1 protein-coding gene is annotated in these 315 nt (G+C 42.2%); it reads left to right on the top strand.

Annotated elements, in window-relative coordinates; translation table 11 throughout:
* On the top strand, nt 1-193 hold a 193-nt coding region (locus RM545_RS17555; protein ID WP_311496584.1), incomplete at its 5' end, for a hypothetical protein.
* Nucleotides 194-315: the final 122 nt, after the last annotated feature.

The raw sequence follows: 315 nt of genomic DNA, 5'->3' as shown, positions 1-315 counted from the left end.
TAACAAAAACAATAGGTGGATAGTTGGCATTTTTGAGCTGCCGTTTAAATTGAATCAGGAAACAGGAGGCATGAATCAAGATTACGGGAAACGAATGTCGCCCCAGGCTGTTGGTTACTTCAGTAAGAAAAAGTCCGTAGAAATCCACCCTTCGACAGGCTCAGGGGGACAAAGAGTTTGCCAGTCCGGCTGAGCTTGTCGAAGCCCTGTTATTTTTATTCTTAACAAAAACAATAGGTGGATAGTTGGCATTTTTGAGCTGCCGTTTAAATTGAATCAGGAAACAGGAGACATGAATCAATATTACGGGAAACG

This window comes from Autumnicola lenta (genome assembly GCF_031846515.1).
Classification (GTDB): Bacteria; Bacteroidota; Bacteroidia; order Flavobacteriales; family Flavobacteriaceae; genus Autumnicola; species Autumnicola lenta.
Note: the sequence above shows the minus strand (reverse complement) of the source record. Positions and strands in the feature narration are given on the sequence as shown.